This is a genomic window from Neorhizobium sp. P1_A6 (assembly GCF_056406795.1).
Map to the genome: position 1 here is coordinate 151,801 of NZ_JBFTZM010000003.1, position 14,099 is coordinate 165,899.

The 14,099-nt window shown below is 61.6% G+C and carries 14 protein-coding genes; 6 read left to right on the forward strand and 8 right to left on the reverse strand.

Features of this window, described 5'->3' with window-relative positions; translation table 11 throughout:
• Positions 1-78: 78 nt before the first annotated feature.
• A complete protein-coding gene (recA, locus tag AC1D3C_RS07620) occupies positions 79-1,167 on the reverse strand; it encodes a recombinase RecA (protein WP_038542844.1) in 1,089 nt (362 codons plus the stop codon).
• 246 nt (positions 1,168-1,413) lie between these two features.
• Entirely contained in the window at positions 1,414-4,026 is a 2,613-nt protein-coding gene (gene cckA, locus AC1D3C_RS07625) for a cell cycle histidine kinase CckA (protein ID WP_477482475.1), read from the reverse strand.
• A gap of 252 nt (positions 4,027-4,278) precedes the next feature.
• Here cckA and AC1D3C_RS07630 point away from each other — a divergent pair, with 252 nt between their 5' ends.
• A complete protein-coding gene (locus AC1D3C_RS07630) occupies positions 4,279-5,373 on the forward strand; it encodes a flagellar biosynthetic protein FliO (RefSeq protein WP_477482476.1) in 1,095 nt (364 codons plus the stop codon).
• Between the two features lie 83 nt (positions 5,374-5,456).
• On the opposite strand, the gene dksA is transcribed toward AC1D3C_RS07630, so the two are convergent.
• A complete protein-coding gene (gene dksA / locus AC1D3C_RS07635; RefSeq protein WP_007771163.1) occupies positions 5,457-5,876 on the reverse strand; it encodes an RNA polymerase-binding protein DksA in 420 nt (139 codons plus the stop codon).
• 270 nt (positions 5,877-6,146) lie between these two features.
• On the opposite strand from dksA, the gene AC1D3C_RS07640 reads away from it, so the two are divergent.
• The 4 genes from AC1D3C_RS07640 (at position 6,147) to AC1D3C_RS07655 (ending at position 9,936) form a co-directional block, all read left to right on the forward strand.
• Positions 6,147-6,656, forward strand: a complete 510-nt coding sequence (locus tag AC1D3C_RS07640; protein WP_247138042.1) for a SixA phosphatase family protein — start codon at positions 6,147-6,149, stop codon at positions 6,654-6,656.
• Positions 6,657-6,733: 77 nt separating this feature from the next.
• The gene (locus tag AC1D3C_RS07645) at positions 6,734-8,203 is read left to right on the forward strand and encodes a YcjX family GTP-binding protein (protein WP_477482477.1); all 1,470 of its coding nucleotides are present in this window, start codon (positions 6,734-6,736) and stop codon (positions 8,201-8,203) included.
• A complete protein-coding gene (locus AC1D3C_RS07650; protein ID WP_477482478.1) occupies positions 8,200-9,279 on the forward strand; it encodes a YcjF family protein in 1,080 nt (359 codons plus the stop codon). The genes AC1D3C_RS07645 and AC1D3C_RS07650 overlap by 4 nt, the downstream gene beginning before the upstream one ends.
• Before the next feature lie 102 nt (positions 9,280-9,381).
• Entirely contained in the window at positions 9,382-9,936 is a 555-nt protein-coding gene (locus AC1D3C_RS07655) for a hypothetical protein (protein WP_477482479.1), read from the forward strand.
• Between the two features lie 14 nt (positions 9,937-9,950).
• Here AC1D3C_RS07655 and folK read toward each other — a convergent pair whose 3' ends face one another.
• The 3 genes from folK to folP are packed head-to-tail and all read right to left on the reverse strand — an operon-like array spanning position 9,951 to position 11,732.
• Positions 9,951-10,478 carry a 2-amino-4-hydroxy-6-hydroxymethyldihydropteridine diphosphokinase gene (gene folK, locus AC1D3C_RS07660; protein WP_477482480.1) on the reverse strand — a complete coding sequence of 176 codons (528 nt, stop codon included), beginning with the start codon at positions 10,476-10,478 and terminating at the stop codon, positions 9,951-9,953.
• The gene (gene folB / locus AC1D3C_RS07665) at positions 10,462-10,827 is read right to left on the reverse strand and encodes a dihydroneopterin aldolase (protein ID WP_477482481.1); all 366 of its coding nucleotides are present in this window, start codon (positions 10,825-10,827) and stop codon (positions 10,462-10,464) included. The genes folK and folB overlap by 17 nt, the downstream gene beginning before the upstream one ends.
• Complete coding sequence (folP, locus tag AC1D3C_RS07670) at positions 10,827-11,732, reverse strand: dihydropteroate synthase (protein ID WP_477482482.1); 906 nt, start codon at positions 11,730-11,732, stop codon at positions 10,827-10,829. Before folP ends, folB begins: the two co-directional genes overlap by 1 nt.
• 76 nt (positions 11,733-11,808) lie before the next feature.
• On the opposite strand from folP, the gene AC1D3C_RS07675 reads away from it, so the two are divergent.
• Positions 11,809-12,429 carry a DUF922 domain-containing Zn-dependent protease gene (locus tag AC1D3C_RS07675; RefSeq protein ID WP_477482483.1) on the forward strand — a complete coding sequence of 207 codons (621 nt, stop codon included), beginning with the start codon at positions 11,809-11,811 and terminating at the stop codon, positions 12,427-12,429.
• Positions 12,430-12,840: 411 nt separating this feature from the next.
• Here AC1D3C_RS07675 and AC1D3C_RS07680 read toward each other — a convergent pair whose 3' ends face one another.
• Both AC1D3C_RS07680 and AC1D3C_RS07685 read right to left on the reverse strand, forming a co-directional pair.
• Entirely contained in the window at positions 12,841-13,161 is a 321-nt protein-coding gene (locus AC1D3C_RS07680; RefSeq protein WP_038542828.1) for a 2Fe-2S iron-sulfur cluster-binding protein, read from the reverse strand.
• A 133-nt stretch (positions 13,162-13,294) separates the two neighbouring features.
• On the reverse strand, positions 13,295-13,663 hold the full coding sequence (locus tag AC1D3C_RS07685) for an Hpt domain-containing protein (protein ID WP_038549175.1): 369 nt from the start codon (positions 13,661-13,663) through the stop codon (positions 13,295-13,297).
• Between the last annotated feature and the right edge of the window lie 436 nt (positions 13,664-14,099).

Genomic DNA, 14,099 nt, shown 5'->3' on the forward strand with positions numbered 1-14,099 from the left:
AACCGGCCGCGCATCTTTCCATGCGCGGCCGGTTCAAAATAATCCGCCGGAGAAATCCCCGAGTGCGGCGGAACCGCTTTACATATCCGCGGCCGCGTCGCCGTCGTCAGCGTCTGGACCGCCATTCTGCAGGAAGCGGTCGGCGATAAGGCCGGCATTCTGGCGAAGCGACGTCTCGATTTCGCGCGCAAGCTCAGGGTTGTCGCGCAGGAACGTCTTGGCATTCTCGCGGCCTTGGCCGAGACGCTGGCTGTTATAGGAGAACCAGGCACCGGACTTCTCGACGATGCCGGCCTTGACGCCGAGATCGACGAGTTCGCCGGTCTTGGAAACGCCTTCGCCATACATGATGTCGAATTCGACCTGCTTGAAGGGAGGCGCCATCTTGTTCTTGACGACCTTGACGCGAGTCTGGTTGCCGACCACTTCCTCGCGTTCCTTGACCTGACCGATTCGGCGGATGTCGAGGCGAACCGAGGCGTAGAATTTCAGTGCATTGCCGCCGGTGGTGGTTTCCGGGGAACCGAACATCACGCCGATCTTCATGCGGATCTGGTTGATGAAGATCACCATCGTATTCGACTTGGAGATCGAAGCGGTGAGCTTGCGCAGCGCCTGGCTCATCAGGCGTGCCTGAAGGCCCGGCAGGCTGTCGCCCATCTCGCCCTCGATTTCGGCACGTGGCGTCAGAGCCGCAACCGAGTCGATAACGAGGACATCGACGGCACCGGAACGGACCAGCGTGTCGGTGATTTCAAGTGCCTGCTCGCCAGTATCCGGCTGCGAGATCAGAAGGTTCTGCAGATCGACGCCAAGCTTGCGGGCATAGACCGGATCAAGCGCGTGTTCGGCGTCGACGAAGGCGCAGATGCCACCCTTCTTCTGGGCTTCGGCAATCGTCTGCAGCGCAAGCGTCGTCTTGCCGGAGCTTTCCGGACCGTAGATTTCAACGATGCGGCCCTTCGGCAGGCCGCCAATGCCGAGCGCGATATCCAGGCTGAGAGAGCCGGTCGAAACCGTCTCGATCTCGACAATGCTCTCGTTTGCACCGAGCTTCATGATCGATCCCTTACCGAAGGATCGTTCGATCTGCGACAATGCCGCTTCCAGCGCCTTACTCTTGTCCACGCCTTTATCCTCTACGAGCCGCAAACTATTCTGTGCCATCTGGTCCCACCTTTAGGTTATTGCCGCCGCGCACGCAATGAAGCAGCTGATAAAGGTGATGTACCTATTTTGTTCTCATTTGGCAAGGGTCGCTCAAGAGATTGAGTCAAAATAGATATTTCGATTTCGTTCTCATGATGTTCACGCCCGCTGTGGGTGTGGAAAATTCCCGTTTGAAATCAAGGCTGCGCCGCAATTTGACGAGGGAATCGCGGCGTTTGAAATTTATGAGGGACGATCCGATTCTCACTCCGAATCGAGCATTTCCCGGACCGCCACGGCAAGCTGCTTCAGCGAGAAGGGCTTCGGCAGGAAGCCGAATTTCGCGTCGGCGGGCAGGTTGCGGGCAAACGCATCCTCCGCATAACCGGAAACGAAGATGAACTTCATGTCCGGATAGGTCTTGCGCAGTTCCGTCAAAAGCGTCGGCCCGTCCATTTCAGGCATGACGACGTCGGAGACGACGATATCCACCTGGCCCTGGAGCTCTTCCATGATGTCGAGCGCCTCGGTGCCGGAACCCGCTTCGTGCACGGTGTAGCCACGGGTTTCCAGCATGCGCTTGCCGCCTCGGCGGACGGCCTCCTCATCCTCCACGAGCAGGACAACTGCCGACTTTCCGGTGAGGTCGAGGTCGTCGGATGCAGGCGTCGACACGACAGGCGCGAGAGCTGCCGGCGGCGCCTGCGTACCGGTTGCGGTAACGTCCTGGACAACGACGGGCGTTTCGGGAATGTGGCGTGGGAGAAACATGCGGAAACTCGTGCCGCGGCCGACTTCCGATTCGGGATAGATATAGCCGCCGGACTGTTTGACGATGCCATAGACCATCGAGAGGCCGAGGCCGGTCCCCTTGCCGACTTCCTTGGTGGTGAAGAACGGTTCGAAGATCTTGTCCATGATTTCGGGCGAAATGCCCGTGCCGGTGTCGGAAACCTCGACCATCACGAAGTCCTCGGCCGGCAGATCCGCCTGGTTGAAACCGCCCGCATCCTCGGCGGATACATTGCGGGTCTTGATCAGGATCGTGCCGCCCTGGGGCATGGCGTCGCGCGCATTGACGCAGAGATTGATCAGCACCTGCTCGAATTGCGACAGGTCGGTGCGCACCGGCCAAAGATCGCGGCCGTAATCCACTTCAAGCTTCACATTGGTGCCGGAAATCAGCCGGTCGACCAGCATGCGCAGGTCGCCGACGACGTCGGTGAGGTTCAGCACCGCCGGCCGCATGGTCTGCTTGCGAGAGAAGGCGAGCAGCTGGCGCACCAGCACGGCGGCACGGTTGGCGTTGCGCTTGATCTCCATCAGGTCGGCAAAGCTCGCATCCGAGGGACGCGCCTGCAGGAGGAGGTGGTCGGAGGACAGAAGAATCGCCGTCAGGACGTTGTTGAAGTCGTGGGCGATGCCGCCCGCCAGCGTGCCGACGGCATTGAGCTTCTGGGTCTGCGCCATCTGGGTTTCGAGCGCCTTCTGCTCCGTCGTCTCGACGGCATAGACGATCGCGGCCTCTTCAGGCGCTTCGTCGCTCTCGTCGATCACGGCGTTCACATAAAAGCGCACATAGCGGTTCTCGTCACCGGGATGGCGCGAATCGATCGGGGCGATATCGCCCTGCCCGTCCTTCGCAGCGGCAATCGCCTGCATCAGATGCTGGCGGGAATTGTCGTGCACGATGCGGTCGAGTTCGATACCGGCATCCACGTCGTCGCGGGAAACGACGCCGGCAAACAGTTTGAGGAACGGCGCATTGATGCGCAGGATCCGGCCTTCGCCATCGACGGAGGCGATCGCCATCGGGGTATTGTTGAAGAAGCGCGTGAAACGCATCGCGGAGGCGGACTGGTCGCCCTCGCCGCCCTTCGGCCGCGCCAGCACGATGGTGCGGCTTTCGCCCGGTGCGCCGTCGCGGGTGGCGCTGACATTGTGCACCAGGCGCACGGGCAGGCTCTGGCCGTTGGCACGGCGCAGATCGAGATCGAGCGTTTCGGTGCGCTTCAGACCGGGTGCTGCCTGCACCGACTGGATCAGCGCCATGCCTTCGCCAGCCACCAGATCGGCAATCGTCACCGAGCGCGGCACGAACTTGGTCAGGTCGATGCCGAGCCATTCGGCAAGCGTGGCGTTCAGATAGAAGATCTCACCCTTCTTGCCGGCGGAGAAGAAACCGGCGGGCGCGTGGTCGAGATAGTCGATAGCGTTCTGCAACTCGCGGAAGAACCGTTCCTGGTCGTCGCGCTCCGAGGTGATGTCGGTGATCTGCCAGATGTCGAGCTGGCCCTTGCGGCTGTCGGCGGGCGTCAGCAACCGTGCCTTGAGACGGTACCAATGGGCACCGGAACCATTGCCGGTCGTCCGTCCGATCGGCTGGAGAAGCCGGAACTCCTCATGGCCTTCCCGGCCTTCGCGCAGAGCCGTCGTCAGCCGGTAGAGCGCCTCGGTCGATTCGCGGGTCTTGGACAGAAGCGCTTCGAGCGACTGCACGTTGCTCGCCTTGGTCGCACCCGTCATCCGGCCATAGGCGGCGTTGGCGTAGAGAATGCGGCCCTTGGTGTCGGTGATCAGAATGCCGTCGGGATGGTTGGCGAGGAAACCGCGGGCCAGCTCGTCGGAACGCGACTGCGGCATGACCTCGACGAGGCCGATGATCGACGACACCAGGAAGAAGATGCCGACCATGGCGAGAATGCCGAGCAGGCCGAGCACCAGCTCGTTGTCGAGCGCATGCTGGAACATCACGAAGCCGGCAGCCACGCCACAGAGAACGAGCGCCAGAAGGACTATCCGGACGATGGTGCCGCCACGCGTCCCTTTTTCCACCAGGGGCGCATCGTAGTTGCCGCTCTGCTGCAACTTCGTCATCAATTCCTCGCATTTCGACCGGCGCTGCGGCCATGAACATTCAGGGATCAGGAATCCCGCGATTCCTTATTAGCAAGTTGCAGGTTAAGCAAAAAGCTCTGCTGGGCCACAAAACCCGGGACAGTTTGGCGGAGTGACCTATCTTTGCTTTTCTGCGCTGTCTTTCAGCGCGGGACAGTGACAGTTAGCAGCTTGCTTCGGTAGGAAAAAAGTCGTTTTTTACCGCAGCGTTCATATGAGGAGTGGCAAGAGATGTTAGATGACCTGATGGGCGCCTATGGAGGCCGCCTGGTGATCGCAGTCGTCGGCGTCGGCATTGGGCTCGTCGTCCTCATCGGCGCGCTCTGGCTCATGCGCGGCCGCGCCGGCCCGTCCCCCTTCGTGCGCGGCGGCAAAAACCGTCAGCCGCGGCTTCAGGTGCTGGATGCAGCGGCCGTCGACGCGCGCCGTCGCCTGGTCCTCATCCGCCGCGACGGGGTCGAACACCTGATCATGATCGGCGGGCCGACCGATATCGTCATCGAAAGCGGAATTTCCACGGCGGCACCCGCCATGCCGGCGACCGTGGCAAACCGGTTCCAGCCCCTGGACATGACGGTTCCCGTTCAAGCCGCACCCGCTATGGAAGCCCGGCCGGCTCCCGTCGCCGAACCCCGCCCTGCCCAGATCCCCCGTCCCGCGGCTCCGGAAACGCGCATCGAGCCGGCACGGGAAAGCGTCGTGCCGCCGCGCGAGGCCCCGCGCGCCGCTGCGCCTTTGGCGGCAGCAGCAGCTCCCGTCACCGGGGCCATGCCGATGAGCGGAACCCTTGCTCCGCGGCCCGCCCCGCCTGTCATGGCCAACAATGCGGCGGCTGCCGAGCCGGCGGCCGCCCCGAGGATAGAACCGCCCGCCCGTCAAGCCCCGGAAGTAAAGTCCGAACAGTTGCGGCCGATCGCGGCCCTCGCAGCCGCGGCCCCGCCACCTAGCCCAGCTCCTGCCCCCGCTCCTCTCCAGGTTCCGGCTTTCGACGACGCCGCCGATGTGCTCGATGCCGCCCGCGAACGCGTCTTCCAGGAAGCGCCCGAGCCCCGCGTCGTGCCGGTCAGCGCCGCAATCGTGCCGCCTGCCCTGCAATCGGCCGCCGACAAGCCGAAACAGCTCGGCAGCGATTTCGAGCGGATTCTCGAAGAGGAAATGGCCAACAACCTCGCAGCCCGCGAGTCGGCCATCATCCCCCAGCCGAGCCGTCAGATACAGCCGAGGAACCCCGGCGTGCCGCCGGTCACCGGTGCGACACCGGAACCGAGCCTGCAGTCGGAAGTCGCCCGTATCTTCGGTGAAATGTCGGTCACCCGCGATAAGTGAGCGGGCGCCCCCGCCATTTTGGGCCCAAGAAAAAAGGCACGGAAAAACCGTGCCTTGAATTCGTTTATGGCTGATCAGGCGAATTATTCGTCCCGATAGACCTTTTCACGGCGCTCGTGGCGTTCCTGCGCTTCGATCGACAGTGTGGCGATCGGACGAGCGTCGAGACGCTTGAGGCCGATCGGTTCGCCCGTTTCCTCGCAGTAACCATAGGTGCCGTCCTCGATGCGCTGCAAGGCGGCATCGATTTTGGAGATCAGCTTGCGCTGACGGTCACGGGCTCGAAGCTCGATAGCTCTGTCGGTTTCGGAGGAAGCCCGGTCGGCGAGATCGGGGTGGTTGGCGCTCTCTTCAGCCAGATGGCCGAGCGTTTCGCGCGCTTCTCTCAGAATATCGTTTTTCCAGGCGATCAGTTTTGCCCGGAAATACGCTTTCTGGTTTGCATTCATGAACTCGTCGTTTTCAGAGAGCACATAATTGCTAAGATCGATCTTCTCACTCAACGCGATTCTCCTGAAGAACATCTCATGCGGCGCTCTATATCCTATCCTCCCATCCGGATTCAAGCCTCGCGCTCAGTATTAAGGCATTTTTAAAACTGTCATAAAAATCCGCTAAACGGCTATTTTTTAAGCTTTTATTCTGAATGTCCAAAACTCTTCTCCACAGGCGCACGAGCCCGGCTGGGCTATTTCAGAACATCTGCGGCAGTTGACGAGTCTCATGCCGAAAGGGTACCCATCGCTTCCATCCTCTTAACAGCGGTGCCGGGCATGACGATGATCACTCCTCCTCCTTCCCGCATCTATCTCCTGCGCCACGCCAAATCCGGCTGGGCGGAACCGGGACAGCACGATTTCGATCGCCCTCTCGACAATCAGGGCTTCGCACAGGCCGAGATCGTTGCCGACAAGGCTGCAGATCGCAACTATCGGCCTGATATCCTTATCAGTTCCACCGCCATGCGGTGCCGCCAGACCGCCGAAGCCATCCGCCGCGCGATCAGCGAGGAGATCGAGCCTGTCTTCATCGACGAACTCTATAACGGCTCGCTCGGCACCTATCTCGCCATTCTCGCAGGCCAAAGAGACAGCAACTCGGTGATGCTCGTCGGCCATAACCCGACCATGGAAGAGGTTTTGGAAGGGTTGATCGGCGCCGACCAGATGGTGGCGGCGGTCCCGGGCGGTTACCCGCCTGCCGGCCTTGCGGTGCTCGATTATCGCGGTTTTGTCGCCGGCTCGGATGCCGCCTGGACACTGACCGACTTCCTGACGGCCTGACCAGGACCCGAACGACGGCTTTGCGGCCTCGCAACGGCTTCCTATATAGGCGTAAACTCTGGACCCGGAACGACGCCTTGCCGCCTTCGCTTACCAGCTTCTCGGATGACGCGCGCATCGCGCTCGACAATCTCGCCGACCGTGCCTCGGGCCTCGTGCATCCGACGATCAGGCTCGGCGTGACCGGCCTGTCGCGAGCCGGCAAGACCGTTTTCATCTCGTCGCTCGTCCACAATCTCCTGAACGGCGGGCGGCTGCCGCTCTTCGAAGCGCTCCGGTCGGGCCGGGTGTCGGCGGTGCGGCTTGAGCCGCAGCCGGACGACGCCATCCCGCGCTTTCAATACGAAGACCATATCCAGGCCCTGGTGCGCGACCGCATCTGGCCGGATTCGACCCGCGCCATCTCGGAACTGCGGATCACCCTCGACTACCAGAGCGCCAGCGGCTGGGGGCGGATGTTTTCCCGCGGCCGGCTGTCGATCGACATCGTCGATTATCCCGGCGAGTGGCTGCTCGACCTGCCGCTGCTGGCGCAGGATTTTCGCACCTTCAGCGATAATACCGCAGCACTTGCCGGGACCGGCATCCGCGAGGAATTGTCGCGGGAATGGCTCGCCCTCGCAAACGGCGTAGATGCGGACGCCCCGGCTGACGAAATGACCGCGAAACGGCTGTCGGAAGCCTTTGCGGGCTACCTCAAGGCCTGCAAGGCGGACGAACGGTCGCTTTCGACCCTGCCGCCCGGCCGGTTCCTGATGCCCGGCGATCTCGAAGGCTCGCCGGCGCTGACCTTCGCGCCGCTGCCGAACATGTCCGACACCAAGGCGCCGAAGGGCTCGCTGCGGGCGATGATGGAGCGCCGTTACGAGGCCTACAAGAACGTCGTGGTCAAGCCGTTCTTCCGCGAGCATTTCGCCCGGCTCGACCGTCAGATCGTGCTGATCGACGCGTTGCAGGCGATCAATCGCGGTCCCGAAGCGGTGCAGGATCTGGAACGGGCGCTGACAGATGTGCTCGCCTGTTTCCGCCCCGGCCACAACAGTTTCTTCTCTTCCCTGATCGGCCGCAGGATCGACAAGGTTCTGGTCGCCGCCACCAAGGCGGATCACCTGCATCACGAAAGCCATGATCGCCTGGAACGGCTCACCGGCCGGCTGGTCGATCGCGCAGTCAAACGGATCGGCATGGCCGGCGCCGGCATCGAGGTTATGGCGATCGCATCGGTGCGCGCCACCCGCGAGGCGACCGTCAAGGAAGACAATCATCTCCTGCCAGTCATCGTTGGCACGCCTAATGCGGGCGAGATGATCAACGGCGAACGCTTTGATGGAAACAAGAAAACAGCGATATTTCCCGGTGACTTGCCGGAAGATCCTGAAGCATTTTTTCAGCAGCTGGATTCGGTCAATGCGGAGCTTCCGGAGATCAACGTGGTGCGCTTTCGCCCACCGGCGCTCGAAGAGGCGAATGGCGGCATGAAGCTCTCGGTACCACATATCCGGCTCGACCGCGCCATGCAATTCCTGTTCGGAGACCGCCTCGCATGAGACCGCCCGAATCACCTCAGAACGGCAAGCGCCGACCCGCATCTTTCTCGGTTGAAGAGGAAAGTGTCGCCCGAAACGAAACCTTGCCCGTCCCTCGCCGCAGCCCGCGCAGCTTCGAGGACGGCGTCGTCGTGACGCCCGACGAACAGGATCCGTTCGTGACGCCGCCCGAACTCGCCGCGGAGGCCATCCCGGTCGCCGAGCCCCGGACGCGCAAGAAATTCTCCTTCGTCAATCTGGCGACGGCGGCCTTCGGCACCTTCCTGTCGCTCGCTTTTGGTCTATGGGCCGATAGCGTCGTCCGCGACCTGTTCACCCGTGCCGACTGGTTGGGATATGCAGCACTCACAGCGCTTGCCATCGGGCTCGTCGCAGTTACCGTGATCGTCGGCCGCGAAATCTTCGGCATGATGCGACTTTCCGCGGTCCAGACCCTGAAAGCGCAAGCGGAAGAGGCGGCGCTTTCCCCTCGCCCGACTGCCGCGCGTGCCGTCGTCGCCACGCTTGCGAAACTTCTCAGTCACCGGGCGGAGACCGCCAAGGGTCGCGCAAACCTCGACGCCACGAAGGACGAAATCATCGATGGCCCCCAGCTTATCGAGCTTGCGGAACGGGAGCTCCTGGCGCCGCTCGACCGCAAGGCCCGTGCTCTCATTCTCGGATCGTCCAAACGTGTTTCTGTCGTCACCGCCATCAGCCCACGTGCCGTTGTCGACCTTGCCTACGTGCTCTTCGAAGTGACACGGCTGATCCGCGCCATGGCCGAACTTTACGGCGGCCGGCCGGGCACGCTCGGCCTGTTGCGACTGATGCGGGACGTCATCGCCCATCTCGCCGTAACCGGCTCGATCGCCGTCGGCGATGGCGTTGCGCAACAGGTCCTCGGGCATGGGCTCGCTTCCAGACTGTCGAAGCGGTTGGGCGAAGGCGTGATCAACGGCCTCTTGACCGCGCGAATCGGCATCGCCGCCATGGATCTTTGCCGGCCGCTGCCCTTCCGGGCGGTGAAAAGGCCCGGAATCAGCGATTTCATCTCGGATATTGCGGCAGTCGGCGGGCGAAAAGATGAACAATAGAAGGGTCGACCATGGCCCAAATCCGGCCATGGTCACCAGTCGTTAACCATTCCCACCTAAATTACGGGACACTTAAAGTTGCTGCTCGTCAGGGGAAAGTTCATGTATTCGCGCTTCTTTTCGCTTCTGGGCGGGTTCGCCATTCTGACAGTCGCGACCACTTCCGCCATGGCGCCGCAGGCTGAAGCCGCTCCGCGCGACAAGGCATTCTTCCAGTCGGTCGCCGGCGTCTGGAAAGGTCCCGGCGAAATCGTCGCCGGCAAATACAAGGGCACGAAATTCAGCTGCAACCTGACCGGTGCGGCAATCCCGGACAGTGATGTCGGCATCAAACTCGATGGGACCTGCCGTGTCGGCGTGTTTCAGCAACCGATGTCGGCCACCATCGCCCAGAGCGGCCGCGGTTACACCGGCAAGTTTCTGGATGGCGCCGAGGGCAAGGGACTGGACATCATTTCCGGCTCGGTCAGCGGCGACAAGGTCGTCATGGGCATCAACCGCAATCAACTCAACGGCGCGATGGTCGCGAGCCTGCGCGGCGAGAACAAGATGAACATCACCATCTCGATCAAGGTCGAAGACCAGATGGTTCCGGTGATCGGGCTCAGCCTAGACCGCGACATGGATTCGATCGCCGTCGGCTCGATCAAGCAATAAGATCTGCTGAGCCTTCAGGCGTCCCGCCACCAATCCCGGCTGTCGCGTGCGACCTTGATGCCGGCGATGTCGGCACCCCCAAGCCAGTCACGCACTTTCCTTCCCTTCACCAGAAGATCCGGGGCGATGTCGGCAAGCGGCATCATCACGAAGCCTCGGTCGGTCATGCGTGGATGCGGCACTTCCAGTTTTTCGGTTCTCTGCTCGCGCGCCCCGTAGGTCAGGATATCGATATCGATGGTGCGCGGTCCCCAGCGCTCCAGCCGGACGCGCTTCATACCGCGCTCGATCGACAGACAGACGTCGAGAAGGTCCTCCGGCTCCAATGAAGTCTCCACCAGAACGCAGCAGTTGAAAAAATCCGCCTGGTCGGTCTTGCCCCAGGGCGGTGTCGAATAGAGTTTCGAGACGGCCACGACGCGACAGTCCTCGCGCGCATCGAGCTGCCGGAGCGCCTCGGCCATGGACGACGGCGGGTCGCCGATATTGCCGCCAAGCCCAAGAGCCGCGACTTCGAGCGTCTTTTCACGCGAAATGCTCAACACGCACCTCCGCATAATCGAGGATGCCGGGGATCGGCACGCTCGGCTTGCGCACGGCGATCTCCACCCGACGGATCTGCGGCGACCAGGCGCACAGCGCCCTGCCGATATCCTTGGCAAGCGTCTCGATAAGGTTGCGGCGGTGGCCGGTCACCACCTTCTCGACGATTTCATAGGCGATGCCGTAATGCACCGTGCTTGCGACATCATCGTTTTCAAGCGCCTCATCCGCCTCCACGTCCATGACGACATCGATGAAGAAACGCTGGCCAAGCGTTGCCTCCTGCTCGAAGGCACCGTGCCTGGCGTAGAATGCGCAGTTTTTCAGCGTGATCGTGTAGGTCGCCATCAAAGGCCCTCTCTTGCGTTAGAAGCGGAGGCCGCGGCAAGCACCGCGTCCGCCATCGCCAGCGCATCGCGGTTGGCGGCGACATTGTGGACGCGGAAGATCGAAGCGCCCGCAAGCCGCAGGATCGCCGTGGTCGCGGCGGTGCCGACGTCACGCTCGTCCGCCTTTTCCCGTCCCGTCAGCGCGCCGATGAAGCGTTTGCGCGAGGTTCCGGCGAGCAGCGGGAAACCGAGCCTATGCAATTCGGCAAACCGCGCCATCAATTCCAGGTCGTCGTCACGGTCCTTGGCAAAGCCGAAGCCGGGATCAAGCACGATCGCCTCCTCGGAAATACCGGCGCTGCGAGCGATCTCGAGAGACTGCTGCAGGAAAAATTCCTGGTCAGCGATCCTGTCGGGCCGCTTTTCCTGTTCGCGCCCGCGGCCGGTATGCATGATGCAGACCCCGGCAGATGTTTGAGCCGCGACGGTGGCGATCTCCGGCTCGCGCTGCAGGCCGTGGACGTCGTTGACGATATGGGCACCTGCCGCCATCGCCAGACGCGCGGTTTCGGCGCGGTAGGTATCGATCGAGATCAGCGCATCCGTCTCCGCGGCGAGTTTTTCGATCACCGGCAGGACGCGGTCCTGCTCTTCGGCCGCCGATACCTCGGCCGCGCCGGGCCTCGTCGATTCGCCGCCGATATCGAGAATAGCTGCGCCGTCGCGGACACAGGAAAGGGCATGAGCCACCGCGGCATCGACATTTCCGTATCTTCCGCCGTCGGAAAAGGAATCCGGCGTGACATTGATGATCGCCATAATCTGGCCTTGGCGGCCGAGTTCAAGGGCACGACCGCGCCCGACACGCCAGGTGCTGTTGCGCTGCGATATCACCGGCCGGCCGTCTGTCGAAGGGTAACGCAAAATTTGATGCCTTTGTGTTGCGCTCAGGCTGGCTATGCCCCAAGGTCCCCATAAGTTCAACGTCGCAGGCCATAGAATGTTCTCCATGCGCAGAGTCCGCCGGTTTTTCGGTGTCTTTCTTCTCCTCTGCGCGATCCCTGCGACGGCCACGGCAGAGCCGATCATCAACAAGACCTATTCCTATTTCCGGATCGGCGGCCGCACGGCCGAGGACCTCGACAAGGAATTGGAAAATCGCGGCCCCATCACCCGCGGCACCGGCCATCGCCATCCGGGCGCCACGGAAATCAAGTTCGGCGGCGATGTCACCTATGTGGAAAAGGGTGGCCGCTGTTCGGTCGGCGGCGCACGGGTGACGCTTCGCACCCACATCATCCTGCCCCGCTGGGGCAATCGCGGCCGGGCCACGCCCGAGCTCGGCTTCATCTGGGATACGCTGTCGAAGGACATCAAGCGCCATGAGGAGCGGCACGCGGAAATCGCCCGCAACCACGCGCGTCAGCTCGAACGGGAACTGCTGGGTCTTCCTGTCAACAGAACCTGCGATGCACTGGAAAAACAGGTGGCCGAGACGACCCGCCGGGTTCTCGAAGCGCATGACGGGGAGCAACTCCGATTCGACCAGATCGAAGCGGCCAATTTCGACGCCCGGATGATGCGGCTGCTGCAGTACCGCATGAAGCGCTCCGGAAATTAGTCCCCTCTCCTAAGAATCAGGTCAGCGAACCGTTGCGAAGCTTTTTCCAGGCTTGCGCCATCCCTCGTCAATGACGGGTGATTTATGGTGATAGTCTAAAATACGAATCTCGGATATAACCTAAGACATAGCTTACTTACCGACGCTTCGAAAAACGAAGCAGATGAGGTAGATAGCCGCAAGATCAGCGTGACCCTCCGGTTCCGGGACCGATGTGTCGAACGCAGTTGCTTCAGGTGTTCCTGAGTTTTGATTTCCTGTGTTTAGTTCTCCTGGCGTGTCTTCAAGCCGCAGGTGTTTCCTCCCTCCCCTGCTGGTGATGCGCCCGCCTTGCCTCGCTTGCCGCTTTTGCGGAGCGAGGCTTTTTTTTGCCCGGAAACAGGCAATCGGGAAAATGAAGATCAGCTACGATCAGGCCTGGCGCTCGGGCACGTTGACCACGAGCCCGTCGAGATCCGCCTTGACCTTGATCTGACAGGAAAGGCGCGAGTTCGGCTTCACCTCGAAGGCGAAGTCGAGCATGTCTTCCTCCATGGGAGCCGGCGGGCCGACCTTTTCCGTCCAGGCCTCGTCGACATAGACATGACAGGTAGCGCAGGCGCAGGCGCCGCCGCATTCGGCCTCGATGCCCGGGACGGAATTGCGAACCGCATTCTCCATAACGGTGGAGCCTGGCTCGGCTTCGATATCGAAGCGCGTTCCGTCAAAGGCAACGATGGTCAGTTTCGTCATGATAGGGAAATCCGGAATGTTGAAGGGTCAGGGCACACTATTTGAGCGTGCTGTCTTCCAATAAAAGCCCGGCGCAGTCAACATTTCGGGGCGCCGCCGGCTGTTCAATCGGCGCCTCGCCCAAACGATTCGCTCAGCGGCAGAGTTTGTTGATGAAGTTTTCGGCCTCGATGACTGCGGCAGCGACCGCAGCCCGCAAGGAGGCGTCGGAGGCATTGTCTTCAAGGCGCTCGGCAGCGGCGGAAACCTTGAAGGCGCCGACCGCACCGGCAGCGCCCTTCAGACGGTGTGCGGCTGCGACGACGTAGGCGCTATCGGCGCTTGATATATCGTGCAGCGCGCGGCGCGCCTGGCGTGCAAACATCTGGAGCACTTCGACTTCAAGGGTCTTGTCGCCCATGGTCTGGGTCGCGAGATGGACGAGGTCGATCGGACGGGACTGCGAGGGGCAAGCGCCCCGGAGGGTTTCCGGAGCTTCGAACGCGATACTGACGGCTGCCATTGCCATGAACCTGTTTTCCCTGTTGTTCTTCTGATAATGTCCCGAATTGTGCGGGCCAATCGCAGCTATCCCGTTAAATTCCGGCACAATCTGGGCCGGTTTCTTCCCATATGGTTAATTTCTGCTAAGCTCCCGGGATTTTAGGAGTTTTGCATCTTCGCATGGTTTAAATTCTGTTAACAACATTCCACAGCATCATTCGAAGGCAGGCGTCATAATTGTGCAGGGTGGCCGAATGTGCCACTACAATACGCCTAAGGTGGCGAGGAATATCGTCCTTTTGCCCCGGGTGGTAGGTTGGTAAGCTTTCATTATCATCCGTTTGAAAGAACGGCCATCCGACTTGAAAATGAATAGGAAACTGGAAGTCCGCTTTGTGGGTGGAGAGTTTCCGGCAGGCAGCGTTCCATCTGTCGGTCTGCGGGCGGCAGCGCGT

Excerpts from the sequence above, each read along its gene's own strand:
- folB (WP_477482481.1), bottom strand. The coding sequence starts at position 10,827 with ATGGCGACCTACACGATCACGCTGAAAAACTGCGCATTCTACGCCAGG.
- cckA (WP_477482475.1), bottom strand. The coding sequence starts at position 4,026 with ATGACGAAGTTGCAGCAGAGCGGCAACTACGATGCGCCCCTGGTGGAA.
- AC1D3C_RS07650 (WP_477482478.1), top strand. The coding sequence starts at position 8,200 with ATGAGACCGCCCGAATCACCTCAGAACGGCAAGCGCCGACCCGCATCT.
- AC1D3C_RS07675 (WP_477482483.1), top strand. The coding sequence starts at position 11,809 with ATGTTCTCCATGCGCAGAGTCCGCCGGTTTTTCGGTGTCTTTCTTCTC.
- AC1D3C_RS07685 (WP_038549175.1), bottom strand. The coding sequence starts at position 13,663 with ATGGCAGCCGTCAGTATCGCGTTCGAAGCTCCGGAAACCCTCCGGGGC.
- AC1D3C_RS07630 (WP_477482476.1), top strand. The coding sequence starts at position 4,279 with ATGTTAGATGACCTGATGGGCGCCTATGGAGGCCGCCTGGTGATCGCA.
- AC1D3C_RS07640 (WP_247138042.1), top strand. The coding sequence starts at position 6,147 with ATGACGATGATCACTCCTCCTCCTTCCCGCATCTATCTCCTGCGCCAC.
- AC1D3C_RS07680 (WP_038542828.1), bottom strand. The coding sequence starts at position 13,161 with ATGACGAAACTGACCATCGTTGCCTTTGACGGAACGCGCTTCGATATC.
- AC1D3C_RS07655 (WP_477482479.1), top strand. The coding sequence starts at position 9,382 with ATGTATTCGCGCTTCTTTTCGCTTCTGGGCGGGTTCGCCATTCTGACA.
- recA (WP_038542844.1), bottom strand. The coding sequence starts at position 1,167 with ATGGCACAGAATAGTTTGCGGCTCGTAGAGGATAAAGGCGTGGACAAG.